At 71.2% G+C, this 25,846-nt stretch carries 22 protein-coding genes, 1 tRNA gene and 4 pseudogenes; 14 read left to right on the top strand and 13 right to left on the bottom strand.

The genetic code is table 11. The features are described 5' to 3' along the window. The first annotated feature begins 60 nt into the window (after window positions 1–60). From ACZ45T_RS33840 to ACZ45T_RS33830, 3 genes are all read left to right on the top strand, one after another. Window positions 61–1,479, top strand: a complete 1,419-nt coding sequence (locus ACZ45T_RS33840) for a family 2B encapsulin nanocompartment shell protein (RefSeq protein ID WP_468447958.1) — start codon at window positions 61–63, stop codon at window positions 1,477–1,479. A gap of 245 nt (window positions 1,480–1,724) precedes the next feature. Continuing rightward, complete coding sequence (locus ACZ45T_RS33835) at window positions 1,725–3,341, top strand: glycoside hydrolase family 71 protein (protein WP_468447957.1); 1,617 nt, start codon at window positions 1,725–1,727, stop codon at window positions 3,339–3,341. Between the two features lie 145 nt (window positions 3,342–3,486). Continuing rightward, on the top strand, window positions 3,487–4,698 hold the full coding sequence (locus tag ACZ45T_RS33830; protein ID WP_468447956.1) for an aminotransferase class V-fold PLP-dependent enzyme: 1,212 nt from the start codon (window positions 3,487–3,489) through the stop codon (window positions 4,696–4,698). 21 nt (window positions 4,699–4,719) lie between these two features. On the opposite strand, the gene cobF is transcribed toward ACZ45T_RS33830, so the two are convergent. Beyond that, complete coding sequence (gene cobF / locus ACZ45T_RS33825; RefSeq protein WP_468447955.1) at window positions 4,720–5,472, bottom strand: precorrin-6A synthase (deacetylating); 753 nt, start codon at window positions 5,470–5,472, stop codon at window positions 4,720–4,722. Between the two features lie 18 nt (window positions 5,473–5,490). Here cobF and ACZ45T_RS33820 point away from each other — a divergent pair, with 18 nt between their 5' ends. From ACZ45T_RS33820 to ACZ45T_RS33805, 4 genes are read left to right on the top strand one after another with little or no spacing between them, the layout of a single operon-like run. Then, entirely contained in the window at window positions 5,491–6,246 is a 756-nt protein-coding gene (locus ACZ45T_RS33820) for a (Fe-S)-binding protein (RefSeq protein ID WP_468447954.1), read from the top strand. Beyond that, a complete protein-coding gene (locus ACZ45T_RS33815; protein WP_468447953.1) occupies window positions 6,243–7,712 on the top strand; it encodes a lactate utilization protein B in 1,470 nt (489 codons plus the stop codon). The genes ACZ45T_RS33820 and ACZ45T_RS33815 overlap by 4 nt, the downstream gene beginning before the upstream one ends. Further along, complete coding sequence (locus ACZ45T_RS33810; protein ID WP_468447952.1) at window positions 7,709–8,389, top strand: LutC/YkgG family protein; 681 nt, start codon at window positions 7,709–7,711, stop codon at window positions 8,387–8,389. Before ACZ45T_RS33815 ends, ACZ45T_RS33810 begins: the two co-directional genes overlap by 4 nt. 4 nt (window positions 8,390–8,393) lie before the next feature. After that, window positions 8,394–8,786 (top strand): VOC family protein, encoded by a 393-nt coding sequence (locus ACZ45T_RS33805; protein WP_468447951.1) that lies wholly within the window; start codon window positions 8,394–8,396, stop codon window positions 8,784–8,786. Between the two features lie 30 nt (window positions 8,787–8,816). Here the strand turns inward: ACZ45T_RS33805 and ACZ45T_RS33800 are convergent, their stop codons facing one another. After that, window positions 8,817–9,206, bottom strand: a complete 390-nt coding sequence (locus ACZ45T_RS33800) for a DUF309 domain-containing protein (RefSeq protein ID WP_468447950.1) — start codon at window positions 9,204–9,206, stop codon at window positions 8,817–8,819. A gap of 202 nt (window positions 9,207–9,408) precedes the next feature. Here ACZ45T_RS33800 and ACZ45T_RS33795 point away from each other — a divergent pair. The 3 genes and pseudogenes from ACZ45T_RS33795 to ACZ45T_RS33785 all read left to right on the top strand — a co-directional run bounded on the left by ACZ45T_RS33795 (window position 9,409) and on the right by ACZ45T_RS33785 (window position 10,926). Next, window positions 9,409–9,482: transfer RNA gene (locus tag ACZ45T_RS33795), tRNA-Pro, on the top strand. A gap of 377 nt (window positions 9,483–9,859) precedes the next feature. Continuing rightward, window positions 9,860–10,132: pseudogene (locus ACZ45T_RS33790) on the top strand (zinc ribbon domain-containing protein YjdM); the annotation flags it as partial. 125 nt (window positions 10,133–10,257) lie between these two features. Continuing rightward, a complete protein-coding gene (locus ACZ45T_RS33785) occupies window positions 10,258–10,926 on the top strand; it encodes a helix-turn-helix domain-containing protein (RefSeq protein ID WP_468447949.1) in 669 nt (222 codons plus the stop codon). Window positions 10,927–10,980: 54 nt separating this feature from the next. On the opposite strand, the gene ACZ45T_RS33780 is transcribed toward ACZ45T_RS33785, so the two are convergent. The 3 genes and pseudogenes from ACZ45T_RS33780 to ACZ45T_RS33770 form a co-directional block, all read right to left on the bottom strand. Further along, entirely contained in the window at window positions 10,981–11,670 is a 690-nt protein-coding gene (locus ACZ45T_RS33780) for a response regulator (RefSeq protein WP_468447948.1), read from the bottom strand. 93 nt (window positions 11,671–11,763) lie between these two features. Beyond that, window positions 11,764–12,042, bottom strand: coding sequence for a hypothetical protein (locus tag ACZ45T_RS33775; protein ID WP_468447947.1), 279 nt, complete (start codon window positions 12,040–12,042; stop codon window positions 11,764–11,766). Window positions 12,043–12,086: 44 nt separating this feature from the next. After that, window positions 12,087–12,278: pseudogene (locus tag ACZ45T_RS33770) on the bottom strand (regulator); the annotation flags it as partial. 210 nt (window positions 12,279–12,488) lie between these two features. Here ACZ45T_RS33770 and ACZ45T_RS33765 point away from each other — a divergent pair. Next, window positions 12,489–13,379 carry a potassium channel family protein gene (locus ACZ45T_RS33765; RefSeq protein WP_468447946.1) on the top strand — a complete coding sequence of 297 codons (891 nt, stop codon included), beginning with the start codon at window positions 12,489–12,491 and terminating at the stop codon, window positions 13,377–13,379. 68 nt (window positions 13,380–13,447) lie between these two features. Here ACZ45T_RS33765 and ACZ45T_RS33760 read toward each other — a convergent pair whose 3' ends face one another. The 5 genes and pseudogenes from ACZ45T_RS33760 to ACZ45T_RS33740 all read right to left on the bottom strand — a co-directional run bounded on the left by ACZ45T_RS33760 (window position 13,448) and on the right by ACZ45T_RS33740 (window position 19,076). Beyond that, window positions 13,448–16,018, bottom strand: a complete 2,571-nt coding sequence (locus tag ACZ45T_RS33760; RefSeq protein WP_468447945.1) for a wHTH domain-containing protein — start codon at window positions 16,016–16,018, stop codon at window positions 13,448–13,450. 48 nt (window positions 16,019–16,066) lie between these two features. Then, a pseudogene (locus ACZ45T_RS33755) lies at window positions 16,067–16,135 on the bottom strand (hypothetical protein); the annotation flags it as partial. A gap of 37 nt (window positions 16,136–16,172) precedes the next feature. Next, window positions 16,173–17,885: pseudogene (locus ACZ45T_RS33750) on the bottom strand (caspase family protein); the annotation flags it as partial. Then, window positions 17,882–18,256 (bottom strand): effector-associated constant component EACC1, encoded by a 375-nt coding sequence (locus tag ACZ45T_RS33745; RefSeq protein ID WP_468447944.1) that lies wholly within the window; start codon window positions 18,254–18,256, stop codon window positions 17,882–17,884. The pseudogene ACZ45T_RS33750 and the gene ACZ45T_RS33745, both read right to left, overlap by 4 nt. A 229-nt stretch (window positions 18,257–18,485) precedes the next feature. Continuing rightward, window positions 18,486–19,076, bottom strand: coding sequence for a cysteine hydrolase family protein (locus ACZ45T_RS33740; RefSeq protein WP_468447943.1), 591 nt, complete (start codon window positions 19,074–19,076; stop codon window positions 18,486–18,488). Window positions 19,077–19,227: 151 nt separating this feature from the next. Between ACZ45T_RS33740 and ACZ45T_RS33735 the strand changes: the two genes are divergently transcribed. Together ACZ45T_RS33735 and ACZ45T_RS33730 are read left to right on the top strand one after the other, a co-directional pair. After that, window positions 19,228–20,229, top strand: coding sequence for a GlxA family transcriptional regulator (locus ACZ45T_RS33735; RefSeq protein ID WP_468447942.1), 1,002 nt, complete (start codon window positions 19,228–19,230; stop codon window positions 20,227–20,229). Window positions 20,230–20,260: 31 nt separating this feature from the next. Beyond that, window positions 20,261–21,475: a glycosyltransferase gene (locus tag ACZ45T_RS33730; protein WP_468447941.1), complete on the top strand. Its 1,215-nt coding sequence runs from the start codon at window positions 20,261–20,263 to the stop codon at window positions 21,473–21,475. Between the two features lie 105 nt (window positions 21,476–21,580). Here the strand turns inward: ACZ45T_RS33730 and ACZ45T_RS33725 are convergent, their stop codons facing one another. From ACZ45T_RS33725 to ACZ45T_RS33715, 3 genes are read right to left on the bottom strand one after another with little or no spacing between them, the layout of a single operon-like run. Beyond that, complete coding sequence (locus tag ACZ45T_RS33725; RefSeq protein ID WP_468447940.1) at window positions 21,581–22,420, bottom strand: ABC transporter ATP-binding protein; 840 nt, start codon at window positions 22,418–22,420, stop codon at window positions 21,581–21,583. 1 nt (window position 22,421) lies between these two features. After that, entirely contained in the window at window positions 22,422–23,495 is a 1,074-nt protein-coding gene (locus tag ACZ45T_RS33720; RefSeq protein WP_468447939.1) for a FecCD family ABC transporter permease, read from the bottom strand. Beyond that, window positions 23,492–24,556, bottom strand: a complete 1,065-nt coding sequence (locus ACZ45T_RS33715) for a FecCD family ABC transporter permease (RefSeq protein ID WP_468447938.1) — start codon at window positions 24,554–24,556, stop codon at window positions 23,492–23,494. The genes ACZ45T_RS33720 and ACZ45T_RS33715 overlap by 4 nt, the downstream gene beginning before the upstream one ends. A gap of 145 nt (window positions 24,557–24,701) precedes the next feature. On the opposite strand from ACZ45T_RS33715, the gene ACZ45T_RS33710 reads away from it, so the two are divergent. Further along, window positions 24,702–25,718 (top strand): ABC transporter substrate-binding protein, encoded by a 1,017-nt coding sequence (locus ACZ45T_RS33710; protein ID WP_468447937.1) that lies wholly within the window; start codon window positions 24,702–24,704, stop codon window positions 25,716–25,718. Window positions 25,719–25,846 lie beyond the last annotated feature (128 nt).

The raw sequence follows: 25,846 nt of genomic DNA, 5'->3' as shown, positions 1-25,846 counted from the left end.
CCGTCGCCCCACCGTGAGCGTGCAGCACGCTCCGTGGACCGACGCTGGGAGGAACCCCGCATGACCGCAGAGGCGCAGCCATCCCAGGACCCCGCCGACGACCGGCAGCTGAGCCTGACGACCGCGGCGGCCCGCAACCTCGCGACCACCACCAAGTCCGTTCCCCAGATGCAAGGCATCAGCTCGCGCTGGCTGCTGCGCATGCTGCCCTGGGTGGACCTCGGCGCCGGCACCTATCGCGTCAACCGCCGGCTGACGCACGCCGTCGGACGCGGCCGGGTCTCCTTCATCCAGGCCGGCGCGGACGACGTACGCATCCTCGCCCCGACCCTCACCGAGCTCCCCACCCTCAAGGGATACGACGACAGCGCCGTACTCGAGGAACTGGCCCGGCGCTTCGTCAAGCGCGACCTGCGCGCCGACGACGTCCTCGTGGAGGCCGGCGCCCCCGTGGACGAGGTGTTCATCATCGCCCACGGCCGCTTCGAGAAGCGCGCCCGGGGCAAGTACGGTGGAGCCGAACTCCTCGGCGTGGCCGCCGACGGCGACCAACTCGGCGACGACGCCCTCGACCAGACCGACCCCAGCTGGTCCTACACCGTCCGGGCCGCCACCGCGGGCACCGTCATGGTGCTGCGGTGGAGCGCCTTCCAGGAGGTACTGGGCCGTGCGGCGAGTCTGCGGTCCCACTTGGAGCAGTACAGCGAGAACGGCCGCCGCCCCGTCAACCGGCGCGGCGAGGCCGACATCGAGCTCTCCTCGGGCCACGCGGGCGAAGCCCTGCTGCCCGCCACCTTCGCCGACTACGAACTGCGGCCGCGCGAGTACGAACTCAGCCTTGCCCAGACCGTCTTGCAGATCCACACCCGGGTCGCCGACCTCTACAACGACCCGATGAACCAGTTCGAGCAGCAACTGCGCCTGACCGTTGAGGCGATGCGCGAACGCCAGGAGTCCGAGCTCCTCAACAACCGGGACTTCGGCCTCCTGCACAACGCGGACTACGGGCAGCGCATCAGCACATGGTCCGGCCCGCCCACCCCCGACGACATGGACGACCTGCTCAGCATGCGCCGCGGCACCAGGTTCTTCCTCGCGCACCCCAAGGCCATCGCCGCCTTCTTCCGCGAGTGCAACAAGCGCGGCCTCGCCCTGGACACCGTGGAGGTCCACGGCAAGCAGGTGCCGTCCTGGCGCGGGATCCCCCTGCTGCCCTGTGGCAAGATCCCCGTTGTGGACGGTCACACCAGCACGATCCTGGCCCTGCGCACCGGTGAGGACAACGGAGGCGTCATCGGTCTGCGCCCGGCGGCGATCCCGGAGCAGATCGAACCGGGCCTCAACGTCCGCTGCATGGGCATCGACCAGAAGTCGGTCATGTCCTACCTGGTGAGCTCCTACTACTCGACGGCGATCCTCGTGCCTGACGCCATCGGGATCCTGGAGAACGCCGACATCGCCGCCACCCGCTCCTCCTGACTCCATGTCTCAAGCCCGCCACCGCAAGGTAGGCGGGAATCTCCCGGCTTCGGCCGGGAGAGCGCTTTAATGCTGTGCAGCCCCCACTCGGGGGACACATGCGGGGAGGGACCAGGATGACGGTGGACCGGAGAGCAGGGCGACGGGCGAGACGGGGGGAGCCGCAGGGGGAGCGGGCGGCCCGGCCCGTCTCGCACCGGCGTCGATCCGGCTTCCGCGGCCGCAGGCCACTGCTGGCCCTGCTGATGTCAGCCTTCCTCCTGGTCGGTGTCTGCGCCGCCACCGGCATCGCCTGGGACCCCTTCAACGGAACCTCCGCCCAAGGCTCTTCGACCCCCGGCATCGACGTACCCTGGTCCGCCGACCCCGGCCCCGGCGCCGCACCCGGCGCCACCGGTACGGCCACCCCGCAGCCGGACAAGAGCGCGCCGCCCACCAAGGGCGCGGCCGCCAAGGGCAATCCCAAGGGCGCGGTGGACACCGGGGCCGAACGCCCCGCCGGCGCCCTGCCCTTCGACATGCCCCAGCCCGCCGCCCTGCGCTCCGGCGAAGCGGGCAAGAAGCTGGTGTTCGCCCACTACTTCACCCCGTACCCGCTCTCCCTCGACAACGCGCACGCGGACGAGGACTACTACACCCGCAACTACCTGAGCCCCGACGGCGAGAACGGCAAGCACGGGAAGTACGGCGGCCTGCTGCGCGACCGGCCGCTGCCGGTCGCCCCGAAGAGCGGCGACTGGGAGTACGCCAACCTCCAGCAGGAGGTACGCACGGCCCGTGCGGCGGGCATCGACGGCTTCACCCTCGACCTGCTCTCCCTCTCCGGCCGGAACTGGGACCGCTCCAACCTGCTGATGGCGGCGGCCCGTTCGGTGGACCCGGCATTCAAGATCATGCTGATGCCGGACATGACCTCGCTGAAGACCGACGACCCCGGGGTGCTCGCCGACGCGATCGCCACGCTCGGGGGCGGGGCCGCTGCGCACCGGCTCGCCGACGGCCGGCTCGTCGTGTCCCCCTTCAAGGCGGAGGCGAAGAGCGCGGCCTGGTGGACCCAGGTCATCGGCATCCTCCAGTCCCGGCACGGCATCCGCACCGCCTTCGTCCCGCTCTTCCTCGACTTCGGCGCCCACAGCGGTGAGTTCGCCCCCATCAGCTACGGGTTCTCCGAGTGGGGCAGCCGCAGCTACGTCGGCCAGGAGAGCTCCACGCGCGACGTCCAGCGGGCCCACGGCATGGGCAAGATCTGGATGCAGCCCGTGTCGGTCCAGGACGCCCGCCCCAACCAGGGCATCTACGACGAGGCGGGCAACACCGCGACCCTGCGCTCCACCTGGACGCACGCCATCGAGGACGGCGCCGACTGGGTGCAGCTCACCACCTGGAACGACTACTCGGAGGGCAGCCAGTTCGCGCCTTCCCTGCACAACGGATACGCCTACCTGGACCTGACCTCGTACTACCTGACCAAGTTCAAGACGGGCAGTTGGCCGAAGATCGTCCGCGACACCCTGTACCTCTCCGCGCGCACCCAGTTCGCGGCCGCCGATCCGACGGGCGACCAGTCGCTGCTGATGTCGCTCCGCAAGGGGAGCGCTGCGCCCCGGGACCGGGTGGAGGTGCTCAGCTTCCTCGCCGAGCCCGGGGTCGTCCGTACGACCGTCGGCTCCGCCAAGGACACCCACGAGGCCCCCGCCGGGCTGCACTCCGAGCTGCTGCCGCTGAAGGCGGGCACCAGTTCGGCGCAGGTCCTGCGGGGCGGGAAGGCCGCGGCGAGCGTGGAGCTGCCGTACCGGGTGGACCACAAGGTGGAGGTCCAGGACCTCCAGTACTACGCGGCGACCAGCGGGCGGGAGTCCTAGGGGGTGTCTTGCCGATCAGGCCGGGCTCGCGGTACGCGGGCTGCTCTCCCACGGCTGCCAGGCTTCCGGCGGCGGTCTTCCGGCTTCGGCGGCGGCGGGAGATGATCCGGGGGACAGCCTGCCGCGCCGCAATCACGGAGGTCCTGTGACCGAGCCGACCCACCCCCCGGCCCCGGAGCTCTCCCCGGAGTTCTCCCCGGAGCTTTCCGCGGGGCTCGCCTCGGGTGTCCCCGCGGAGTTCCCCGGCGGGCAGGCCCTGTTCCGCCTGGATCCCGGCGTCGCCCATCTGAACCACGGCTCCTTCGGCGCGGTCCCCGTACCCGTCCAGGAGTGCCAGGCCGCGTTCCGCGCCGAGGCCCACGCCGACCCCGACGCCTTCTTCATCGCCGTCCCCGACCGGATCGCCGCCGCCCGCGCCCGGATCGCCGCGCACCTCGCCGCCGACCCCGACGGGATCGCCTTCATCTCCAACGCCACCGAGGGCGCCAACCTCGCCCTCGACGCCATTCCGCTCGCCGACGGCGACGAGATCCTGGTGACCGACCACGGCTACGGCACCGTCGTCGCGGCCGCAGCCCGCCGCGCCCCCGTCACCACCGTCGCCCTGGACCCCCACCTGCCCGACGAGGACGCCGTACGCGAGAGCGTGCTGGCCGCGCTGACGCCCCGTACGAGGGTGGCCGTGCTCGACCACGTCAGTTCCCCGACCGCCCGGCTCATCGCCTCGCCCCGGCTCCTCGCCGACCTCCGCGCACGCGGGGTCACCACCGTCGTCGACGGCGCCCACGCGCTCGGCATGCTCGCCGACCCCCTCGCCGGCGGCGCCGACTTCTGGTTCGGGAACCTCCACAAATGGGGCTACGCGCCCTCCGGCAGCGCGATCCTCGCCGTCGCCCCGCAGCACCGGAGCCGGATCCGGGCGCTCGTCCCGTCCTGGGAGGACCAGCACGGTTTCCCGCGCTCCGTCGAGAACCGCGCCACCGCCGACTACACCGGCTGGCTCGCCGCCCCCGACGGGCTGGACCTCCTCGAACGCCTCGACGCGGCCAAGGTCAGGGCGCACAACAGCGCCCTCGCCGCCCACGGTGCGGCGCTGCTCGCCGAGATCCCCGGGCTCGTGCCGCTCCCGCACACCGACGGCCTCGCCATGCGCGCCCTGCGCCTGCCGCCGGGCGTCGCCGAGACCCCGGAGAGCGCCCGCGCGCTGCGCGAGGAGCTCGCGGCGCGGCTGCGCATCCGGGTGCTGATCTGGCCCTGGCCGGGCGGCGGCGGCATCCGGGTCTGCGGCCAGATCTACAACAGGGCCGCGGAGTACGAACGCCTCGCCGCGGCCCTGCCCGACCACCTGGTGCCGTGACCACAGCACCAGCCAGGTACGTCAGCCGCGCCTGAGCAGGTAGGTGTCCATGATCCAGCCCTTGCGGGCGCGGGCCTCGGTGCGCAGCTCCTCGATCCGCCCCGCGACCTCCGCCAGCTTGCCCGAGACCAGGATCTCGTCCGGGGTGCCCACGTAGGCGCCCCAGTAGATGAAGAGGTCCTGGTCGAGGTGGGCGGTGAAGGCGTGCCGCGCGTCCAGCATCACCACCACGTCGTCCACGTCCTGCGGCCAGCCCTCGGCGAGCCGCCGCCCGGTGGTGATCTGGACCGGGCGCCCGACCCGGTTCAGATTGGTCTTGTGCCGTGCCAGCAGCGCGGAGATGCTGCTGATGCCGGGCACGACCTCGTGCTCGAAGGCCACCCGGCCGCGCTCCAGCACCTCGTCGAGGATCGCGAGGGTGGAGTCGTAGAGCGAGGGGTCGCCCCACACCAGGAACGCCCCGGTCTCGCCCTCCGCGAGATCCTCCGCGATGAACCGCTCGAAGAGCTCGGCCCGCGCGCTGCGCCAGCCGTCCACGGTGGGGGTGTAGTCGGCGGGGGTCCGGTCCCGGTCCGGGTCGCGGCCCTCCACCAGCCGGTGTCCGGGGCGGGCGTGCGCGTCGAGCATCGCGCGCCGCAGCCCGGTCAGATCCGCCTTCTCCTCGCCCTTCTCCAGGATGAGGAATGCGTCCGCCGCGCCGATCGCCCTGACCGCCTGGAGGGTCAGGTGGTCCGGGTCGCCCGCGCCTATGCCGATCACTGAGAACTTCTTCACCCCGCTATTCTGCCCGTCATGCGTGTCGCCCTGTTCGTCACCTGCGTCAATGACGCGCTCTACCCCCGGACCGGCATCGCCGTCGTACGCCTCCTGGAGCGGCTCGGCGTCGACGTGGACTTCCCGGAGGGCCAGAGCTGCTGCGGCCAGCCGCAGTACAACACCGGCTACCGCCGCGAGAGCGAACCGCTCCTGCGGCGCACGGCGGAGGTCTTCGCGGGCTACGCGTACGTGGTCACGCCCTCCGGGTCCTGCGCCGCGATGATCCGCGAGCACTACCCGCGGATCGGGCGGAAGGCGGCGGGGGAGGGGCGCGGCAGCGCACTCGCCGAGGCGGCCGAATCCCTCGCGCCGCGCGTGTACGAGCTGACCGAGTTCCTGGTCGACGTGCTCGGGGTGACCGACGTGGGCGCGTACTTCCCGCACACCGTCACCTACCACCCCTCCTGCCACGGCCTGCGGGGCCTGGGCCTGGGGGACCGGCCGCGGCGGCTGCTCGCCGCGGTCAAGGGTCTGGAGCTGGTCGAGCTGCCCGGCGCCGAGGAGTGCTGCGGCTTCGGCGGCACCTTCGCCGTCAAGAACCCGGACGTCTCGACCGCGATGGGCGCCGACAAGATCGCCTCCGCGGCCGCCACCGGCGCCGAGGTGCTGTGCGGCGCCGACAACTCCTGCCTCGCCCACCTCGACGGGCTGCTGCGCCGCGCGGACGCCCCGCTGCGGGCCGTGCACCTCGCGGAGATCCTGGCGTCGACCGAGGAGGAACCGCTGCGGTGAGTGGTACGTACCTGGGCATGCCCGCCTTCCCCTCGGCCGCGCGGGAGGCCGTACGGGACGAAGTGCTGCGCGCCAACCTCCGCCACGCCACGCACACCATCCGCGACAAGCGGGCCCGGGCCGTGGCCGAACTGGAGGACTGGGACCGGCTGCGGGCCGCCGGGAAGGCGATCAAGGACCATACGCTCCGTCACCTCGACCGCTACCTGTTGCAGTTGGAGGAGGCCGTCACGGCCGCCGGCGGCACCGTGCACTGGGCGGCGGACGCGGACGAGGCCAACCGGATCGTGACGGATCTCGTACGGGCCACGGGGGAGCGGGAGGTCGTCAAGGTCAAGTCCATGGCAACCCAGGAGATCGGGCTCAACGAAGCCCTGGAGGCCGCCGGCATCGCCGCGTACGAGACCGACCTCGCCGAGCTCATCGTCCAGCTCGGCCACGACCGGCCCTCGCACATCCTGGTCCCGGCCATCCACCGCAACCGGGCCGAGATCCGCGACATCTTCCGCACCGAGATGGGCCGTTGGGGCCGCCCCGCCCCCGAACCGCTCGGCGACGACCCCCGTGAGCTGGCCGAGGCGGCCCGCCTCCACCTGCGCGAGAAGTTCCTGCGCGCCAAAGTCGCCGTGTCCGGCGCCAACTTCATGGTCGCCGAGACGGGCACCATGGTCGTCTTCGAGTCCGAGGGGAACGGCCGGATGTGCCTGACCCTGCCCGAGACCCTGATCTCGGTCGTCGGCATCGAGAAGGTCGTCCCGTCCTTCCGCGACCTGGAGGTCTTCCTCCAGACGCTGCCGCGCTCCTCGACGGCCGAGCGGATGAACCCGTACACGACCATGTGGACCGGCACCACGGACGGCGACGGGCCCGCCGCCTTCCACCTCGTCCTCCTCGACAACGGCCGCACCGACACCCTCGCCGACGAGACCGGCCGCCAGGCGCTGCGCTGCATCCGCTGCTCCGCCTGCCTCAACGTCTGCCCGGTCTACGAACGTGCCGGTGGCCACGCCTACGGCTCCGTCTACCCCGGCCCCATCGGCGCCATCCTCAGCCCCCAACTCCGCGGCACCGGCAGCGAGATCGACGCCTCACTGCCCTACGCCTCCACCCTGTGCGGGGCCTGCTACGAGGTCTGCCCAGTCGCCATCGACATCCCCGAGGTCCTCGTCCACCTGCGCGAACGGGTGGCCCAGGGCGGCCCGGTGACCCGCGAGGGCATCCGCGTCACCATCCGCCCCGCGCACGGCCACACCGCCGAACGGGCCGCCATGCGCGCCGCCCGGCTGCTCCTGGACCGGCCGCGGGCCCTGCGCGCGGGCGAGCGCCTGCTGGCCCGGGCCCGCCGGCTGGCGCCCCGCAGACTCCCCGGCCCCGGACGGGCCTGGACCGACACCCGCGAACTTCCCTCCGTCCCCGCGGAATCCTTCCGCGACTGGTGGGCGCGAGAACGGGGGACGGGGCAGTGACCAGCAAGGACCGCATCCTGGCCCGCATCCGCCGGGCAGCCTCCGGCCCGGACACCGACGCCGGCACCGACGCCGGCACCGGCACCGACACCGGCACCGGCACCGGCACCGAGATCCCCCGGGACTACCTCCGGGTCCACGGCGTCCGCACCCCGGACGAGAGCGCCGACCTGCTCGCCGCCCACCTCGCCGAGTACCGGGCGAAGGTCCACCGCACAGACGAGGACGGCCTTTCGGACCTGCTCATGCGGCTCCTGGCCGAGCACGGCACCCGGACGGTCCTCGTACCGCCCGCGCTGCCCCCGCACTGGCTCGCGGCCGCCGACCCGACCCGCGTCCACGACCGAGCCGTCTCCACCCCGGCCGATCTGGACGGGGTCGACAGCGTGGTCACCGGCTGCGCCCTGGCCATCGCCGAGACGGGCACCATCGTCCTCGACGGCGGACCCGAACAGGGGCGCCGGCGCATCACCCTGATCCCCGACCACCACATCTGCGTGGTCCGCGTCCCCGAGCAGCTCGTGGACTCCGTACCGCAAGCCCTCGAACGCCTCGACCCGACCCGCCCGCTGACCTGGATCTCCGGCCCGTCCGCCACCAGCGACATCGAACTCGACCGCGTGGAGGGCGTTCACGGCCCCCGGACCCTGGAGGTGATCCTCCTCGGCGCACAATAAGGGCATGCCATCCCACATCGCCCTCACCGCCCTCGTGGTCCGCGACTACGACGAGGCCATCGACTTCTACACCCGCGCCCTCGGCTTCGACCTGGCCGAGGACACCGCGCGCCCCGACGGCTCCCGCTGGGTCGTGGTCCGCCCGCCGGGCGCCACGGAATCCGCCCTCCTGCTGGCCCGCGCCAAGGACGACGCCCAGCGCGCCCGGGTCGGCGACCAGACCGGCGGCCGCGTCGGCTTCTTCCTCTACACGGACGACTTCGCGCGCGACCACGCCCGCATGACCACCGAGGGCGTCCGCTTCCTGGAGGAGCCGCGCCACGAGGCGTACGGCTCCGTCGCCGTCTTCGAAGACCTGTACGGCAACCGCTGGGACCTGCTCCAGCCCGCGTCGTAGGCCCTGGCCGGGCCGGGCGATCAGGCGGGGTCAGGCAGGGCCCGGCGGGCCGGTGAGCCGGGGCGCTTCGCCGGCGGCGTCGATCCGCTCCCCGGCCTCCACCCGGCCCGCCAGTTCCCGGGCCCACCCGACCAGCCCGGCCACGTCGATCCCGTACGCGTCGTGAACCCCGGCGAGGGCACCGGCTCCGCGCAGCAGCAGCCGCGCCCCGCCGACCGCGTTGCCGCGCGCGGAGTGCGTCAACCCGACGGCGAGTTGCGCGAGGCCCCGCCAGAGCGGGGCCTCCGCCTCGGGCCCGGACTTCCAGGCATCCTCGAACACCTCGTGCGCGTGGAACGGCATCCCGGCCTCCAGCAGCCGCTGCGCCTCCCGCACCGTCTCCCCGGGCGAGCGCACCACCCCCTCGGGCTGCCGCTCCACCCCCGGCGCCCCGTACGGCAACGGCCGCCCCAGCCCATCCCTGGGCCGCGCACTGCGCGCCCGCCCCTCAACGTCCCGATCCCGTGCGTCCACCACTCCATCCTCCCCCGCGCCGATTACCCGTGCATACGCACCCCTCGGCGTGGGGTAATGTTCTGCATGTGCCGCCGAGCACGGGGAAACCCGCAGGTCGAAGGCACAACGGGACGTGGCGCAGCTTGGTAGCGCACTTGACTGGGGGTCAAGGGGTCGCAGGTTCAAATCCTGTCGTCCCGACTTTTCGAAGTCGCAGGTCAGGGGCCGTTTCAGAGCAATCTGAAACGGCCCCTTGATCGTTTTCAGGCGCCAGTCGACCAGCGACCCGCTCGAGCGCGCCAGTTGGCGCCGACGATCGGCGCCGACGTGCTCTTGCCCTGCCCGGTGCCGCCGTGGACCTCACGTCGTTCGCGCTCCAGTCCGGAGCGGGTGTGACCAACGCCCCCAAGGGCTGGACCACTTGTGCGACACCGGCCGGTATGTGGCCGAGGCGGTTTGGTGCAACCAGCAGGCCGGCAAGGCCCACACGGTCGGCGCCTGCGGCTACCTGCGGACGAAGCGCCTCAGAGATGTAACGAATTGCAGAAGTTTGCAATTCGAATATCCTGGTCCGCCACCACGAGCGGGTTCCCGCCGCGGCCGGGGCGGATGACGCGAGCGCCTCCGGTGAGCGGGTGATCAAGGACTCCGTCGGGAACGTGCTGAACGACGGCGACACCGTGACCGTCGTCAAGGCCCTCAAGGTCAAGGGCAGCCCGTCGGGGATCAAGGCGGGCACCAAGGTGCGCAACATACGCCTGGTCGACGGGGTCGACGGCCACGACATCGACTGCAAGATCGATGGTTTCGGCGCCATGCAGCTCAAGTCGAGCGTGGTCAAAAAGGCCTGATCCGTTGGGGTCCCCGGAAGCCGTGCCGGACGTCCGCGGCGTCGGAGCCCGGCTTCTCCCGGTTGCGGCGGCGCAGGTCCGCGAAACCCTGGAAGAGAACAATGTCCCGAGAGGGCGTGAGGATCATGGGCAGGACGCGGTCACGGCCGACGCCCACTGGGCGCACTGATCTGGGGCGGCGCATCGCCACCCGGCGCGAGGAGCTCGGTCTCACCCGAGAAGAGGTGGGCAAGCGCTGCGGGGCGGATGCCTCGTACGTCGAGTACATGGAGGATCACGCCGCGTCCCCGGCGATCGGCTCCCTCCTGCGTCTGGCCGACGCGCTGGGGACGACCGTCGCGGAACTGACCGGGGCGACGACCGAGTCTCCGCCCGGCAGGGGGACGGCCCTGCGCAATGTGCGACTGATCGCGCTGAGCGACGAGGAATCCCTGCGTCAGCTGTCGACTCACGGCATCGGCAGGATCGGCGTCGTCACTCCGCAGGGTCCGGCGATCTTCCCGGTCAACTACGTGATGGCCGGCCGGGACATCGCCTTCCGGACCCTGGGTGACGCGGTGCTCGCGCGGGCCGACGGGACGGAGGTGGCTTTCGAGGTCGACCACATCGACGACGCCACCAGGCTGGGCTGGAGCGTCCTGGCCGTAGGGGATGCGGAAGGCGTCACGGACGCGGAGGAACTCGGGCGGCTGGACGCCCTGGCGCGCTCGCTGCCGTGGGCGGGCGGGCCCCGCATGCACTGGATGAAGGTCAGGCCGGCACGGGTCACCGGGCGGCGCGTGGTGGAGCAGTGAGAAGGCTGCGCGCCGTCGTGCAACCCGGATGAAGGCACGTCGCGCGCGTTGGGTTCAGCGCCGGTCTTTGTCGTGCTCGTGGACCTGGGCGGCGATGACGGCGGCCTGGACCCGGCGTTCCACGCCCAGCTTGCCGAGCAGCCGGGAGATGTGGTTCTTGACGGTCTTCTCGGAGAGGTAGAGCCGCTTGGCGACTTGCACGTTCGTCAGGCCCTCGCCGATCAGTTCGAGCACGGCGTGCTCCCGCTCGGAGAGGGCGGGAAGCCGCTCGTCCTCCGGTGGCTTCGCGGCCTCGGGTTCCCGCAGGGAACGCATGAGGCGGGCGGTCGTCGCCGGATCCAGCATGGACCGCCCCGTGGCGACCGTCCGTACCGCCGAGACCAGGTCGGACCCCTTGATCTGCTTGAGGACGTACCCGGCCGCGCCGGCCATGATCGCGTCGAGCAGCGCGTCCTCGTCGTCGAACGAGGTCAGCATCAGGCAGGCCAGCTCCGGCATGCGCGAGCGCAGCTCACGGCACACCGTGATCCCGTCGCCATCGGGCAGGCAGACGTCCAGTACGGCGACATCCGGGCGCAGCGCCGGTCCGCGGGCCAGCGCCTGCTCGGCCGTGGAGGCTTCGCCGACGACCTCGATGCCGGGCTCGCCGTCGAGCAGATCGTGCAGGCCGCGGCGTACGACCACGTGGTCGTCCAGGAGGAACACCCTGATGGGGGTCGTCGCTGACGCTGCTGTGTCGGACATCCAGGCCCCTGCGGTCGGCCGCTCTCCGTACGTCTCGTGTGTCGGCGGCCGCACCCTGCGAGGCGCGGGCAGAAGCCCTCCTGACGGGCGGCGTCACGCGGCTGCGCCGGCGCCGTCGCGGCCTTCGAGATCCATGCGTACGTCCACGACGCCTTCGACCGCACGGACGGCCCGGGCCAGCAGCGGCACCAGGGCGCGATCCCGCAGGGGCCCCGCAGGGTGACGACACCGTCCGACACGGCGCACTCGAGCCGCGCCGGGGGAGCGAGCCCTGCGAGAACCGCGTCGCGGATCCTTGTACGAGGCCTCACGGCCGACGGCCACGGCCGTACGGGTCATGACGTCGCCGACGGTGTACCGGGACGCGGGCATCGCGCGCTCCTCCTCGGGTGTCGTGCTCCTGCGTGCCGGCCTGCTCACAGATGGGTGCCGCTGCCGTACGGCGCGTACAGATCGAGCAGCCGGACACGGGAGGTGTGGAGCCGTTGGGCGAGCACCTGGGCGACCCAATGCCCGATCGCGGCGCCGAAAGCGGGGTCGGCTTCCATCGTCGCCAGGACGGCTGCCGCGTCGAATTCGTGCGTGCGCACAGGTGTCGTCGCCATCGCCTTCATTGTCGGAGGCCGCTTCGCGTCCGGGGATGGGCCGATCGGCCCTCAACGTGGCCCCAAGGGGACCAATGGGCCCCGGGGCAGAGCTGGGGGAGGAAGTCCTCGTTACAGGCATGGCATGGCACGGCGTGGTACGGCGCGTGCTCCGGCGAGCGGAGGTGGTCGTGCGGGAGCCTGGGAGGGGTGCGACAGGACGAGGGGTGCCGGATGGAGTGGCTGGTGTCGGTCGCGGGCGCGGCCCTGGTTCTGCTCATCCTGCGGGACGTGTTCCACACGCTGTGGCATCCGACGCGCCACGGGGGGCTGAGCCGCCTGGTCATGACGGCGCTCTGGCGGCTTTCCTCCGTCTTCTCCTCCCGGCGCGGGGCTTCCGGTCTCGCCGGCCCGCTCGCCATGGTGTTCGTCGTCGCCCTGTGGGCCGTGACGGTGGTGGCGGGGTGGGCGCTGATCTACTGGCCGCACGTGCCCGACGCGTTCGTCTACGCGGGCGGGCTGCGCCCCGCCGAGTACGGGAGCCTGCTGGATGCCGTGTACATCTCGCTGGTCACCGCTTCCACGCTCGGCCTCGGCGACATCGCGCCGGCCGAGGGGTGGTTGCGCGTTCTCGCCCCGCTGGAAGCCATGGTCGGTTTTGCACTGCTGTCCGCGACGGTCTCCTGGACCCTGGGCATCTATCCGGCGCTGGCCCGCCGCCGGGCGCTGGCACTGCGGCTCTCCCACCTCCGCCGTACCCATCCGGCGCGGGAGCAGGTCGACTCCCCGGCCGGGGCCACCATGCTGGACAGCCTCGCCGCGCAGTTCTCCGTCGTAGCCGTCGACTTCCTCCAGTACGCGGAGTCCTACTACTTCCATGACGTCGACGACCGGACCTCCCTCGCCCACCAGATCGACTACGCCCTGGACATCGCCGAGCAGGCCGCGGGCGCCCGCCACCCGGACGCCCGGCTCGGCGCCGCCGTGCTGCGCACCGCGCTCGAAGACCTCGCCGACATCCTGGACGAGCGCTTCCTGCACACCCGCGGCCCGTTCCAGCAGACTCTCGACGCCTTCACGCGCGATCACGGCCGCCGGGCGGGCGCGTCGCGCGCCGATCAGTAGGGCCAGGGCCAGGGCCAGTCGCCTGCCCGGCGAACGCGACGAGGCCACGGCGGTCTGCCGCCTCCGCCTTACGGTGACTCGTCCGCGGGGGTCGCCGTTTCCGGAACGGGCACGGCGCGCTCGGTGGTTGACGGGACCGGAGCAGGGGCCCCGGCGCTCAGGGTGATGAAGTCAGGCAGTCGGTACCCGAGCTCTTTCAGGCGGGTGGCGATGGCGTGGGGGGACCCGTTCGTGACCTTGGCGGCATCCAGGATGTGAGCGGGGTGGACCGGATCGTCGTGGTCGAGCCAGGGTGCTTCGGCGTCCAGATCACGGCTGACGATGCGCAGGTCGTCCGGTTCGGGAAGAGGCAGGTGGGTGGCGTGAGTGCGCAGGCCGAACTGCGTCAGACGGTAGGTGATGTGGTCGACAGTACGACCGGTCACTGAGGCGGCCTGCACGATTCGAGAGGGATGAACCCTTCTGTCGAGGTCCAGCCAAGGTGCTCGTCCACTGCTTGTCCGGCTGAGGATGAGCAGGTCGTCAGGTTCGTGTGGTGGTACCGGATGAGTGGGCGTGCGGTAGCCGAGCTCGGTCAGGCGGCTGATGACCTGGTCGGTGGTGCGTCTGATCGTGGTCGCCGCTTGGATGACGTGAGCGGGATGCACCGGTTGGGCGGGGTCGAGCCAGGGCGCGCCTCCTGTGAGGTTCTCGCTGATGAGGAAGCGGTCGTCGGCTTCGAGGTGTGGCAAGGGTATGGCGGGGGTGGGGAAGCCGAGTTGCCGCAGGCGGGCGGTGACCTCCTCGGCGGTCCGTCCGGTCCTGCCGGCGGCCTGCGCGATGTGAGCGGCACTGACAGTGTTCTCGGGGTTGAGCCAGGGGCTCTCCGCGTCCAGGTCGCGGCTGAGGATGAGCAGGTCGTCAGGTTCGTGTTGTGGTATCGGAGGGGTGGGCGTGCGGTAGCCGAGCTTGGTCAGGCGGCTGATGACGTGGTCGGTGGTGTGTCTGGTCTTGGCCGCTGCTTGGACGATGTGAGCAAAATGCACCGGTTCGCCGGGGTCGAGCCAGGGCGCGCCTCCTGTGGCGCTCTCGCTGATGAGGAAGCGGTCGTCGGCTTCGAGATGCGGCAGGGGTGGGGCGGGGGCGGGCAAGCCGAGTTGCCGCAGGCGAGCGCTGACCTCCTCGGCGGTCCGTCCGGTCTTCCTGGCGGCCCGCGCGATCAGCCCGATGCTTACGTTCGAGACATGGGAGAACGCTGACCCGATCCGGTACCGATTTGGTACGGATGTATCCCATGCCGGTATCAGAAGGTAAATATCGGATGGTACGGGGAGAATGGAGGCGGAGGGTCTCACGGTGACAAACCCCGGGAAGAAGCCCGCGTCCGTCAGAGCTTCCACCCTGAAGTTGTCGACCCTGAGGTTCTTCCCGCGAAGCGACCAGCGATCATCCTCCTCGGAGGCCGGATGCATGCCGGCGTCCTCCGGGAAATATCCACATTTGGTGATGTCCACCTCTCGGCCCGCAATGAGCCATGGGCTGAAGCGGACTCGCACCGCTTCGGCAAAGATCTCGTCGGCGAGCCCTGGACTCTCGTCGAGGACCTGAGCCAGCCAGCCGTGCCGGAACACGGCGTCCTTCGCGCCGAGCAGGCTGGGAATCTCCTGACGCAGCAGCCGTTCGATCTCAGTGGTGTCCGCGTCGATCACCCGCCGTCGGTCCACGGTCAGGCGGGGCGTGTGCCGCCCCGACAGGTTCACCACCGCACCGAAGCGGTGTTCGCCGGCCCACAGGCCGTCGGCCAGTACCGCTCCGTTGGTACTGCACCACCACACCGCGGGTGTCGAGCCGGCCACCGTGACCGCCCCGTCCTTGCGAACGGCGTCCGGGACGTGGGGATCGCCTGAGCCCAGTGGGGCCTTGTCGGAGAGGACGTTGGCCTCCCAGATCTGCGTATCGCCTTGGTCGTCGCTCGCTGTGACATCGAAGTCGGACAGCCACAGGATGCGGCGCAGAACGTCGACGCAGGACACGACGTCGGACGACCGAAGCCTGAGCCGCACGCTGGTGTAGGCCTCGGAGCAGCGCTCCAGACGCTGGATGCGGAACAGGGAGCCGGGGCCTGCGATCTCGACGCGGAGATGCTCGGCAGGCAGTCCGTCAGGGGTGAGGCGGCACGTGGTGACGGTGATGTCGTCCGCCAGCATGAAGTAGCTGAGCACACCCACGCCGAACTGGCTGTTGGGGTACATGAAGATGTCGTGGTCCTCCCATCTTGCATGCTCCTCGATGTACTCCGGCAGGTCCGCGAATCGCATGCCGGCGTGCGAGAAGACATCCCGGAGTTCGACCTCTCCCATGCCGATCCCGTTGTCACGGCATTCCAGGTAGGGGCCCTTCTCGTCGACGCCCTGAGTGAAGGTGATCTTGCCTTTGTACGGTGCCGGCTGGGCACCGGTGGCCCGCAGGTATTTCGTACGCGCCTCTCGGTAACGGCAGGCGTCCAGGGCGTTCTGGTACAGCTCGCGGATGGCGAGGGCAGGATCTCCGTACAGCTCCTCACCCATCAACAGTTCCTGGATGCGGTCGTCGGCCAGCCGGAAGCGCAGTTCGGTCGACTCGTACGCCCAACGGCCGCTTGCCTCGGCGGCCGGGGTCACCTGTTCGGCGGTGACGTGCAGCGGCAGGTTGCGCAGCAGTGTCGGCCGCTCCTCGTCCCCGGTGCTGATGTCGATCCGGGCGAGGAGGGTGTCGAGGGCGGCGGCGTGCTGGCGCAGGCCGAGGTCGACGGCGAGGTGGCTGCAGGTGGCTGCAGGTGGCGCTCAGGACCCGGGTCCGGCCGTTCGATTCCCATCGGAAGCCGTCCAGTGTGGCGTGAAGGCCCGGCAGGTCCACCGCGTAGCCGATGCCGATGTGGTCCACCAGCATGTCGGGAAGGGCGATCGGGTCGATGGCGAAGCGATGGGCGATGCGCAGCAGTTCCGCCAGCTGGTGGGCCCGGACCCGCTGCGCGGTCTCCGCCACTCCCATGTTCCGGGGCCTGGCGGCGGCCTCCTCGGGCAGCCCGGGGAGCTGGGGGGCGCGCAGGAGCTGGGCCAGCAGCCGGGGCTCCAGCACATCCTCGACGAGCCGTTTCTCCCTCGGCGAGCACTTGCCCAAGGGCACCGCCAGGCGGTCCAGCAGGGTTTCCACCGAGGCGGGATCGTAGAGCCTTGCCTGCCGGACGAGCCAACGGTGGAAGAACCACCAGCCGATCGCCTCGGCGGCGTCGCGGTCCTTGCTCCGCAGAGCCTGGCGCACCAGCCGGGGTTGGCGCCGCAGGAACAACTCGTAGCTTCGCCGGGCCGGGGAGGTGTTCTGCGCGCAGGCGAGGTTCGTGGGGTCGATCGCGCTGTAATGGGTGGAGTTGTGCTTCCAGAACGCGGCGTGCAGGTACGGGTGCGTGACGAGGAGGAACACCTCCGCGGCGGAGAGCTCCAGCTCCTCCGGGCGCAGACTGCTGTCGAGCAGCAGGCTGTCGGTCCACTCGGCGAGCCGGTCGGTGAAGGACAGTGGCTGCCACGGGTCGCCGGCGAGCGCCGCGCTGTCCCGCGCTGTCGTCATGGCGGCCCGTGCGGCCAGAGCGGTGGCGGTGTCGCGCAGCAGGGGCAGCCCGCGCTCGTCGGCGACGAAGTTCCACAGAGGGTGGTCACGAGCCGCCGTCACCCACTCGTGTTCTTCGGAAGGAGACGCGACTCCGTACCCTGCACTGCCTTCCGGCGCACCCGTGTAGGCCCGATTGCGGGCGATCACGATCTGGTGACCGAGGTCGCGGGTGCTCATCCTGGGCTGGGGTACCCGCAGGCCCTCGACCGTCCTGCCCTGCAGCCTGGTGTGCAGGGCATTGAAGACGTCGGTCATGGTGAGGTCGCGAAGATGCTCACCCCGGCGCCCGCCCGTCAGCTCGCCGCTGAGCCCCTCGCGCAACAGCCCGATCAGTTCCATGGTGAAGATGCTGCCGTCCGGCAAGCACAGGGAGCGTTCCGTCTCCGCGGCCGAGGTCAGGACGCAGGCACCGGTGATCTCCATGTCCAGCTGCGTCGGGGTCTGGTCGTCCGACATGGACAGTGCCCGGCCGCTGAAGCAGCAGTCGATGATGACGACTTTTCGCTGCGCGGTCGACCCCGAGACGAGGTCGCGGATTTCGTTGTACTTCACCGAGTGGTAGGGGCGTTGTGCGCTGGAGTCGCGCGTTGCGAGGAGGAACGAGCGATCGCGTCCGCCGAAGTGCCCGTGTCCTGCGTAGTAGACCAGGAGGAGGTCGGTGGCCTCGGTCGCGGCGTCGTGCAGGGCGTCCAGCAGCTGCTGCTGCGTCCCGTCGTGCGCTACGACGGTGCAGTCCTCCTCGGCCAGTCCGCTGACATCGTCGCTGGTGAGCAGCTGGCGTAAGGCCGGTACGTTGTGCCGGACGCCGTCGAGCCGGGCCAGCTCGCGGAAATCGTGGACGCCGAACAGGACGGCTCGCGATCGGCCGGCGTCGGAGGTCACTCGTCCGATCCCGTGGCCTGGTCGTCATTCAGTCGGCGCAGCAGATCGGCCAGTTGCTCCGGCGAGAGGTGGCCGATGTTCACGGTGCTGTCGCCGTGCACCAGGCTCTGGCCGCCGGCCTCTGCGTCGGCGCCGGATCCCCGCTGCTCGTTGCCCTTCACGGAACGCCAGGTCACGTAGGCGAGGGCGAAGTTCGCCACGTCGACCGCGCTGCCCAGGATCACGTCCAGCGCCTCCAGCGCGCCCATCGTGGGGCCGTGTCCTGCCACCGCGGTGACCTGCAGCCGGGCGGTACCAGGATCCTTGGCCAGCCACGACTGAAGGTCAACGAGTGACTCCTCGTCACCGTTCGCCGGAATGCGAAACTTCATCCCCCACCGTCCCGGATGTGTGAACCTGCAACAGTGGCAGCGAGCTTAGCCATGGCGGCGCCCGAAGAAACCGGATCGCGCCAATCCGACCTGAGTGAACCCGCATGCTCCGCCCGTACGCCGCCGTGCGCCCCGAGTGCGCTCGGCGCACCGGCGGGCCCGGACTGCCTCGGTCGTCCGGGCCCGCAGGTGCGGCGAGACCGGATCGCCCGGTCCCTGGCCCCCGGTCTCAGCTCAAGGCGGAGGGGGACGGGACGACGATTCCGTAGAGGTCGGCGATCGTCGCGAGTGCGGCGTGGTGGATCCGGTCGGCGGTGAGGTCGGCGACCACGGTCTGCAGGGGGCGGGTCGCGCAGGCGTCGGCGACCACCGTGGGCTGGTTGCCGCGCAGGAAGGCGCCCTCCGCGGTGAAGGTCACGCACATGTTGGTCATGAAGCCGGCGAGGATGAGGTTCTTGTTGCCGGCGGCGTCGACGTGTTCGCCCAGGTCCGTGTCGACGAAGCCGTTGGGGACGCTCTTGACCACGACCGGTTCGCCCTCGACGGGGGCCACGCTGGGGTGGATCCGGCCAATCTCGGTGCGGATGTCGTACGGGGTTCCCTCGCCGCCGTCGTTCACGACGTGGATGACCTTCGTACCGGCGCTCCGGGCCCTGGCCAGCAGTGCGGTCGCGGAGTCGAGGGCGGACTGCCATCCCGTCAGCTCCATCACGCCGCGGGTGTAGGTGTTCTGGTAGTCGATCAGGATCAGCGTCCCGTCGGCGAGTGACGCGGGGGTCTGGTCGAAGCCGCTCAGCTCACGCAGGGTCGTCGTAGCCATGTGAGGTGCCCTTCTGGGGAGTCGTGTCGAAAGGTGAGGGCCGCCGCGCGGTGGCTGTGCAATGAACGCTACGATCGGCCGGTCGTGTCGGCAATGTCATCCAACTTGCAGATACGGACATCGAGGCATCGCCCGGCCGAACGGAGACACCTTGAGCACCGTCAGACGATTCGTCGTGGTCGTCCTCTTCGAGGGCGTCGACCTGCTGGACGTCACCGGACCTCCGGAGGTCTTCTCCCTGTTGCAGCGGGAGGTGGGTGAGGCGACGGGCTACGAGGTCGTGCTGGCCGCCGCGAGCATGGACCCCGTGACCACCGCCGCCGGCGTCCGTGTCCTTCCGGACGTCACCTTCGAGGAGGTGTCGGGCAGGAGCATCGACACCCTCCTGGTGCCCGGCGCGGTCGAAGTCGACAGCCGGCGCCGCGTGCGCGCGGTCACCGATCCCGCCGTGGTCGCATGGGTGAAGACCCTCGCCGGCACGACAAGGCGCGTCGCCTCCGTCTGCGTGGGGGCGCACATCCTCGCGGAGGCCGGGCTGCTGGACGGCAAGCGCGCCACGACCCACTGGTCGACCGCGCAGCAACTCGCCGCCGATCACCCCGCGGTCGAGGTCGACGCCGATCCGATCTTCATTCGCGAGGACCACGTGTGGACGGGCGCGGGCATCAGCGCCTGCCTGGACCTGTCACTCGCGCTCGTCGCCGACGATTTCGGCGAGGCCGTCGCCCTGCGCGTCGCCCGGCAGCTCGTGATGTACCTGAAACGGCCGAGCGGCCAGAGCCAGTTCAGTGTCCCGCTGGAGCCGATCTCGACCACGCGACGCATGGACGACCTCCGCCACTACATCACGCGCAACCTCGCGGAGCAGCTCACCGTCGCCGATCTCGCCGGGGAGGCGCACGTGAGCGAGCGACAGCTCACCCGCATCTTCAAGACCGAAATCGGCATGACCCCGGCCGCCTACATCGAAGCGGCCCGCGTCGAAGTGGCGCGCAATCAGCTGGAGTCCACGGACGCCACCTTGGAACGCATCGCGTCCACCTGCGGATTCAACACGACCGACACCCTCATCCGGGCGTTTCGGCGGAAGCTCAACACGACACCGACCGAATACCGCAATCGCTTCAGGTCATCCGTCCACAGCGGAGAATAGAGGTCTACAACCTGCGGAAATGGAGTCACACATGCGTGTGTTGTTGTCGACGTACGGGTCGCGCGGGGGCGTCGAGCCGATGGCGGGACTCGCGGTCCGGTTGCGGGAGCTCGGCGCGGAGGTACGGGTGTGCGCGCCGCCCGACGAGGAGTTCGTGGAGCGGCTGGCCGAGGTCGGTGTGGAGCTGGTGCCGACCGGCGCGCCGGTGCGCCCGCTGGTGACCACGGTGATACCGGGTTCGGCGGTGGGACTGGCGCAGCGTGCGGCCGAGTTGATGGCCGCGCAGTTCGGCGCGGCCGCCGCGGCGGCCGAGGGATGTGACGCCCTGGTGGCGACCGGGCCGTTGCCGGCCACCGCGGCCGCACGGTCGGTGGCCGAGAAGCTGGGCATCCGCTACGTGCACGCGAGCCACCAGCCGGTCAGCCTGCCGTCGCCGTACCGCCGCCCGCCCGCGCGGCGGGGACAGCCGTTGCCGCCGGGCGCGACAGACAACCGGGCGCTGTGGGACCTGGACGCCCAGATCGCGAACACGATGTTCGGCGAGATGCTCAACACCCAGCGGGCGTCGGCCGGCCTGCCACCGGTGGACAACGTCCGCGACTACGCCTTCTCCGGCCGGCCCTGGCTGGCCACGGACCCGGTCCTGTCCCCGTGGCAGCCGACGGGCCTCGACGTGGTGCAGACCGGCGCCTGGATGCTGGACGACGAACGCCCGCTGCCCACCGAGCTGGAGGCATTCCTGGACGCCGGCGCACCGCCGGTCTACGTGGGCTTCGGCAGCATGCCCATGAGTGGAGCGGAGGACCTCGCCCGGGTGGCGATCGAGGCGGTCCGCGCGCAGGGCCGCCGTGTGGTCCTCTCCCGGGGCTGGGCCGAACTGGGCCCGATCGACGACCAGGACGACTGCTTCGTCGTCGGAGAGGTCAACCATCAGGCGCTGTTCCGGCGGGCGGCCGCCGTCGTACACCACGGCAGCGCGGGCACGACGACGACCGCCACCCGGTCGGGCGCGCCCCAGGTGGTGGTGCCCCAGGGGGCGGACCAGCCGTACTGGGCCGGGCGGGTGGCCGACCTGGGCATCGGCGTGGCGCACGACGGTCCGACTCCGACCGTCGAGTCCCTGTCGGACGCGCTCCGGGCGGCCCTGACCCCCGGGACCGGCGCACGGGCAACCGCCGTGGCCGGCACGGTCCGTACCGACGGCGCGACGGTCGCCGCGAAGCGGCTGCTCGACGAAGTCGGCTGAGAGGGGCCGCCCGCGTCCGCGTGGAGCGACGTGAGACGACGTGAGTCGACGTCAGGCGATGCCAGGCGGGCGATGCCCGGCGATGCCTGGCGACGTCAGGCGACGTCAGGCGATGTCGGTTCGGCGACCGCCCATCGGGATGACCAGGGGGGTGCCGGCGACCGGGCATTCGATGACCGCGGCCCGCAGGCCGAAGACCTCGTGGACCAGGTCCGGTGTGACGATCTCGGACGGCGAACCGGCGGCGATCACGCGGCCGTCGCGCATCGCGATGAGATGCCCGGCGTAGCGGCAGGCGAGGTTGAGCTCGTGCAGGACCATGACCACCGTGCGGCCCTCGGTGCGGTTGAGGTCCGCGACGAGCTCGAGGACGTCGACCTGGTGGGCGAGGTCGAGGTAGGTCGTCGGCTCGTCCAGCAGCAGGGCCGGCGTGTGCTGGGCCAGGGCCATCGCGATCCACACGCGCTGGCGCTGGCCGCCCGACAGCTCGTCGATGGACCGGGTCGCCAGTTCCGCCGAACCCGTCGCCGCCAGGGCGGCGTCCACCGCGGCCTCGTCGGAGGAGGACCACTGGCGCCACCACCGCTGGTGCGGGGTGCGGCCGCGGGCCACCAGGTCGCGTACGGAGATCCCGTCCGGCGCGCTGGGGGTCTGCGGCAGCAGGGCGAGCCGCAGGGCGAACTCCCGTGCGGACAGGCCTGCGATGTCCTCGCCGTCCAGGTGGACGGCGCCGCCGGCCGGCTTGAGCAGCCGGGCCAGGGCCCGCAGGGCGGTGGACTTGCCGCAGGCGTTCGGTCCGACCAGCGCGGTCACCTTTCCGGCCGGGATGTCGAGGTCGAGGTCCTCGGAGACGATCCGGTCGCCGTAGCCCAGGCGCAGCCCGTTCGCGCGCAGTGCGGTGGGCGAGACGGCGGCGGGCTGGGTCTCGGTCAGCGGGGCGGTCAAGTCAGCCTCCCTTTCCGGCCCGGTTGGTACGGGCGAGGAGTAGCAGCAGGTACGGAGCGCCCACGGCGCCGGTGAGCACGCCGACGGGCAGTTCGGTCGGGGCGAGGACGAGCCGCGCGCCCAGGTCGGCGAGGATGAGCAGCACCGCTCCGGTCAGCGCGCTGGTGACCAGCGGGATGCCCGCGGTGCCGGTGAGCCGCCGCGCGATCTGCGGGGCGCCCAGGGCGACGAAGGCGATCGGCCCGGCCGCCGACGTGGCCAGCGCGGTGAGGCACGTGGCGAGGATCAGCAGCGCGATCCGGGCGTGCCGCAGCGGGATGCCGAGGCTGCGCGCGGTGTCGTCGTCGTACTGGAGCAGTTGGTACGGGCGCGCGAGCGCGAGGGTCAGCGGCAGGAGCACCGCCAGCGCCAGCCCGGCCCACTGGACGTGTTCGTAGCCGCGCCCGTTGAGGCTGCCGGTGAGCCACACCATCGCGCGGGAGGCCTGGTCGATGTCGGCGCGGGCCAGCATCCAGCGGGTCAGGGCGATCAGGGCGCCGTTCGCGGCGAGGCCGACGAGGACGAAGCGGTAGCCGGTGATGGTGCCGTCCCGGTACGCCAGCAGGTAGATGGCGACCGAGGTCAGCAGGGCGCCGGCGAGGGCCCCGAACGGCACCGCCCCGAAGGTGCCGGCGCCGGCCGCGGTGACTCCGCCGATGAGGATGGCGCCCACCGCTCCGGCCCCGGCACCGGCCGCGATGCCGATCAGGTCCGGGCTGGCGAGCGGGTTGCGGGTGACGGCCTGGAACACGGCGCCGGCCAGCCCGAACGCGGCCCCCACCAGCAGCGCGGTCAGGGCGCGCGGCAGGCGGAGCTGGTGGACGATCAGGTCGGCGGCGCCGGATCCGGTCCCCAGTACCGAGCCCAGTACGTCGCCGACCGGGATCGCGAAGGTGCCCAGCGAGACCGAGGCGACCAGGCCCGCGAATCCGGTCAGGACGAGGGCGAGCACCATGAGCGCGACGCGGGGCGGCACGGCAACGCCGACGGGTCCGATCTCGAACCGCATGCGCCGCCCGGTCTTCTGACGGCTCATCGGGTGTGCTCCTTGAGCTTGCCGCGCTTGACCAGCAGCGCGAGGAACGGGGCGCCGAGCAGCGCGGTCACCACGCCCGCCTCCAGTTCGCCGGGCCGGGCGACCATCCGCCCCACCACGTCGGCGGCGAGCATCAGCGAGGCCCCGCCCAGCGCCGAGCAGGGCACCAGCCAGCGGGCGTCGGGCCCGGTGAAGGCCCGTACGACGTGCGGGACGACCAGGCCGATGAACGTCACGGGACCGGCCGCGGCGACGGCCGCGCCGGTCAGCAGGACCACCGCCAGCGCGCCCAGGGCGCGGGTGGACTTGACCGGGGTGCCCAGCGAGCTGGCCAGGTCGTCGCCGAGCGCGAGCGCGTTGAGCCGGCCGCTCAGCCCGAGGGCCAGGGCGAGCCCGATGACGACGAACGGGAGCAGTTCCATCCCCAGTTGGGCGTCACGGCCGGCCAGGGAGCCCACCGCCCAGAACCGGTACTGGTCCAGGGTGCTCACGTCGAGAAGGATCAGCGTGTTGGTGCCCGCGTCGAGCAGTACGGTCACGGCCGCGCCGGCCAGGGCGAGTTTCGCGGGAGTGGCGCCACCGTAGCCGGTGCCGCCGACGGCGTAGGCGATGAGACCGGCCAACGCTCCGCCGAGGAAGGCGAACCAGATGTACTGGTACGAACTCGTCAGCCCCAGCATGCCGATGCTCGCGGCGACCGCGAACGAGCCGCCCGCGCTGATGCCGATCAGCCCGGGGTCACCGAGCGGGTTGCGGGTGATGTCCTGGGCCACCGCGCCCGCGGCGCCCAGCGCGAGGCCGACGAGCAGCCCCAGGAAGGTGCGGGGCATGCGCAGTTCACGGACCACCACGGCGTCGCCGGCGTCACTGCCGGTTATCGCGGCCAGGACGTCGGAGAGCGGCACGGACTTGGTGCCGATCGCCAGGGAGGCGCAGACCATGGCGGCCAAGGTCGCGAGCAGCGCCGTGAGCACCAGGGTTCGGGAGAGAACTCGTGGAGGTGGCGGAACGGTTGGGGCGTGGACCGCGGCGGCGCCGGCGGTGACGGGCTTCAGAGACACTTACACAAGGTAAGGGATGCCTAACCGAATTTCCCCCGCACCCCCCGTCTGGATTTGGCCACGCAGAGCGGCTACTCTTCACAACGCGTTTACTCAGGCAAGCCTTACCTAAGAACAAATGTTCCCTCTGGAGAACTGAGAACTGATGAACACCTTCACTCAGCGTCGCCGTCCGGGCCGGATCGCCGCTGCCGTGCTCACGGCGGCCATGGCCCTCTCGCTGGCCGCCTGCGGCGGCAACAGCGACGACAAGAAGTCGGCCGCCGAGTCGTCGAAGCCGTCCGCCGCCGAGTCGGCCGGCTTCCCCCGCACCGTCACCCACGACAAGGGCAAGACCGAGATCAAGGCCAAGCCCAAGCGCGTGGTGGCGCTGGACAACAGCCTGGTCGAGGCAGTTGTCGCGCTCGACGCGCCGCTGGTCGGCGGCATCGGATCGTACCGTGACCAGAAGGGCTTCCCGGCCTACCTCGGTGACGCGGTGAAGGACACCAAGGACGTCGGCCCGCTCGACAGCCCCAACCTGGAGGCGATCGCGGCCCTCAAGCCCGACCTCATCGTCTCGGCGACCGTCCGTCACGCCGACTTCTACGACCGGCTGAGCCAGATCGCGCCGACCGTGTTCGTCAAGACCACCGGCCCGATCTGGAAGGAGAACATCACCTCCCTCGGTGAGGCCCTGGGTCAGGAGGAGAAGGCCGCGGGCAAGCTGACGGCGTACCAGACCCGCGCCAAGAAGATCGGTGACGCGATCAACGCCAAGGGTGGCGGCGCCAACGGCAAGCCCACCTTCTCGGTCGTCCGCTTCCTCGACGGTCCGACGCGCATCTACCTGCCCAAGACCTTCAGCGGCATCATCCTGAACGACATGGGTCTGACGCGGCCGGAGAACCAGCGCGACGAGGCGAAGTTCAACATCGAGATCAGCGAAGAGCAGATCCAGCAGGCCGATGGCGACCACATCTTCATGACCACCTTCTCGGGCGGCGACGAGCGCAAGAAGAAGTTCCTCGCCAACCCGCTGTGGCAGCGCCTGAACGCGGTCCAGAAAAACCAGGTCCATGAGGTCGACGACGCCATCTGGATGACCTCGGTCTCCCTCCAGGGCGCCGACGTGGTCCTCGACGACCTGGCGAAGGCCTTCCAGGTGGACCCCGCCAAGTAAGCGGCACCCGCCTTCCCGACGGGCCGGGCCCCGGGGGGGGGGGGGGGGGGGGGGGGGGGGGGGGGGGGGGTTTTTGGTTTTTTTGGGGGGGGGGGGGGGGGGCTCCTTTCCCCCCGCCCCCCTCCCTA

It is taken from the genome of Streptomyces sp. NPDC030995 (assembly GCF_055571215.1).
The sequence above is the reverse complement of the archived record's forward strand: the minus strand, read 5'-3'. Positions and strand labels throughout refer to the sequence as shown.